This window comes from Acinetobacter halotolerans, assembly GCF_004208515.1.
Classification (GTDB): domain Bacteria; phylum Pseudomonadota; class Gammaproteobacteria; order Pseudomonadales; family Moraxellaceae; genus Acinetobacter; species Acinetobacter halotolerans.
This window is the reverse complement of record NZ_SGIM01000024.1, coordinates 1-3,176: the sequence shown is the minus strand read 5'-3', so window position 1 is coordinate 3,176 and position 3,176 is coordinate 1. Positions and strand designations below refer to the sequence as shown.

2 protein-coding genes and 1 pseudogene are annotated in these 3,176 nt (G+C 41.5%); all 3 read left to right on the top strand.

The annotated features are described in order from the left end of the window. The coding region (locus EXE30_RS15660) for a DUF2345 domain-containing protein (protein WP_130163202.1) at positions 1-1,560 on the top strand (1,560 nt) is incomplete at its 5' end. 2 nt (positions 1,561-1,562) lie between these two features. After that, positions 1,563-2,975, top strand: coding sequence for a hypothetical protein (locus tag EXE30_RS15655; RefSeq protein ID WP_130163201.1), 1,413 nt, complete (start codon positions 1,563-1,565; stop codon positions 2,973-2,975). Next, positions 2,972-3,176 (top strand): annotated as a pseudogene (locus EXE30_RS15990) (hypothetical protein); the annotation flags it as partial. The gene EXE30_RS15655 and the pseudogene EXE30_RS15990, both read left to right, overlap by 4 nt.

Below are 3,176 nucleotides of genomic sequence, written 5' to 3'. Positions count from 1 at the left end.
TATTCAAACAATAGTGAAGAACGCCAAGCCAACCAACTGACGCTACAACGTCGCAGCATCAAAACCGTACCCGAATACCAACCCCTACAACACCGCCCAGCAGCCCATCCACAACGTGCTAAAGTGGTTGGACCATCAGGTGAAGAAATCTATGTCGATGAATGGGGCAGAATCAAAGTCCGCTTTCTGTTCACTCGAAATGACGACCACCAACACGATGGTGGCGCAGGCAGTAACGACAACGATACAGATTCAGCATGGGTTGATGTACTTACTCCATGGGCAGGCGAAGGCTATGGCGCACGCTTCCTGCCACGCATTGGTGAAATCGTGGTGATCGACTTCTTTGACGGCAACATCGATCGCCCTTATGTCACAGGACGACTGCACGAAGCACAACGCAGTCCGACTAAATTTGATGACCAAGGACAACTGCCAGATACCAAAAAACTGGCAGGGATCAAATCTAAAGAATACCAAGGTTCAGGTTACAACCAACTGCGCTTTGACGACACCACTGGACAGATCAGCGCACAACTACAAAGCAGCCATGCAGCCAGCCAACTCAATCTCGGCAAACTCAGCCATCCCAAATCAGAAGCAGAAAGCGAAGACCGAGGCGAAGGCTTTGAACTACGCACAGACCAATGGGGGGCGATTCGAGCAGGCGAAGGCTTACTGATCACCACCCATGCGCAACAACAAGCACAAGGCGAACACCTCGAAGCGCAAACAGCCAAACAACAACTGGAAGGCAACCAAAACAATGCCAAAGCCCTCAGTGAAGTGGCAAAGAATCAACAGACTGATGAGTTAGAATCGGTTGAGCAGTTACAGGCATTTGCAGAGCAGATTCAAGATAAAATCTCTCGTTTCGAACAAGCGATGCTATTGCTGAGTTCACCCAATGGTATAGGACTCAGTACCGCAGAAGACATACACCTTTCTGCAGATGGACAATTGAACCAGTTTGCAGGGGATAGCATTAACCTGACCACGCAAAAGAACCTGATTGCCCAAGCCAGTCAAAAGATTAGTCTATTTGCAGCACAAGCTGGGATTAAACAAGTTGCAGCAAAAGGTAAGTTTGAGATACAGGCACAAGGTGATGCTGCTGACTTCATTGCACGCAAAGAAATACAGGTGATCTCAACTGAAGGGCGTATTGAGATTACTTCTCCAAAGAAAATTATTATTACTGCAGGTGGATCACAAATTGAAATCAGTAGTGATGGGATTTTCCCAACGATGGGTGGCAAGTTTGAGGTGAAAGCTGGGCAGCATTTATTTAAGAGTGGAGCGAAAGTTTCAACTAAGCTCCCTACGCTACCTGTAGCAAATCAACCCTATGTTCTCCAATATTTAGTAAAGAATAAAGATAATATCCCACTTCCAAATAAGCCTTATTTGATTATAGATCAAGCGGGCAATATGCAAGAAGGAGTGACCAACTCCGAGGGGTTGATGAAGCTAAAGACAACAGGAACAGCACAGAATTTGATTACTTATGTAATGGATGGCGAAATTGAAGACGCACAAGAAGCGGGTGGAGAAGAATAATAATGGCTACACATTACACTCGATTACAGCTCAAAGTAGATCCACATTTACCGTATAAAGACTTTACCTTTCAATTTTTGGTCGTAAATAGAGAACTAGGCAAGACTATTTTTAAAGATGAGGGAAGTTTTGATGACAAAGGATTTGGCAAATGGTTTCATATATATCAACCTAATAGAGCATTGATATATAAACTTATATATCGCGGCAAAGAAGTCAAAACCATCAGGGCAAAAGCATATCCTGAACCTAATAAATGGAGCCTTTTTGAGTTTAAAACGACATCTGGAACAACTAAGCAAGCCAAAGAAAATGTTCAAGAAATAAGAATCAACGATGGAGAGGTTGCTTGGTATTTGGTTAAAAAGTCTGAACCAGTGATGACTTGGGCGCAACGTGTATTTAAAAAACCATTGACTGAAAAAGATTGGGGAATTTTAAAGGCAAACAACCCGCATCTGTCTAATTTGGTTTCGATGGGCGTATTGCAGCCTGGGCAGGTGGTGATTATCTCAAATTCAACCACGGCGAAGGAATTACCCGAATATAAAAAGCAAGCACAGCAGGCACATCAAAATTTAGAGCAAATGAAAAAGGATAAAGATTTTGATGCGGTATTCTTCGCACAAAACTATGAATTCTTCTACGATGCACTACTGCAAGAAAATGCCAAGATTGTTAACAAAAATATCTTTGAAGAAAATGACCATCCCTTAACGATTAAATTCAATCAGGAAGAAAAGAAGGATAGTTTTTTCACTCAAAAGATGGCTGTAGATGGTTCTTTATCACTTGTTCAAGCACAAGCGCATAGGGTCTATAGATTACATGGCGAACTCGCTCTAAAGTATGCTGAAGAACAAGCTAAAGGCTCAGGACTGGCAAATCCCAAAAACTTCACTCAATTCAAACAGAAGTATGGAGATTTGTATGGAGCGTTAGATCAAGAAGGAACTAAAAAATTCTTACGTTGGGATCAGTCGATCAAAACCACCAATATGCGCCGTATGTTGAAGCAATCGGCATTGGTTAGAGACAATAACTTTAAAGGCGGACTTAAAGAATATGCTATACAAATGGGAAAAATTGGTAAGTTTGCTAGTCAGGCTAAAATAGCTGGTTATGTGTCTATCGGTGCGGATGTCGTGAGTTCAGGCGTAAATGTTTATGAAGCTGCGCCAGAGGATAAAGCAAGAACAACAGTTGTTGAAACTACCAAAGTTGGTGTGGGTATTGTTGGCGGCATTTATACCGCTGGTCTCGTTATTGGTATAGCCTCTGGCGGGGTTGGTTTTATAGTAGTTGGCATCGTAATAATATCTGCAGGAGCTGCAGTAAAGGGTGCTAGTGAAATATCGGGATGGATTGCAGGCAAGTCATATGATTTAATTGAGAAAACATTGGAAGATGAATGATAGAGTTTATTATTAAGCTGTACAAAGCTGACCCATCGTTATTCGTTGGGATGATTGGGCTTCTTTTAATTGTAATAACAATAGTTCTATATTTTATTTTTTATATTTATATGAATGTACATTTGAAAGGTATTTCCAAAATTATTTTTAACAATGAAAAACACTACAGAAGACCTTTAGAGCCTTTTAATTTTATTATTC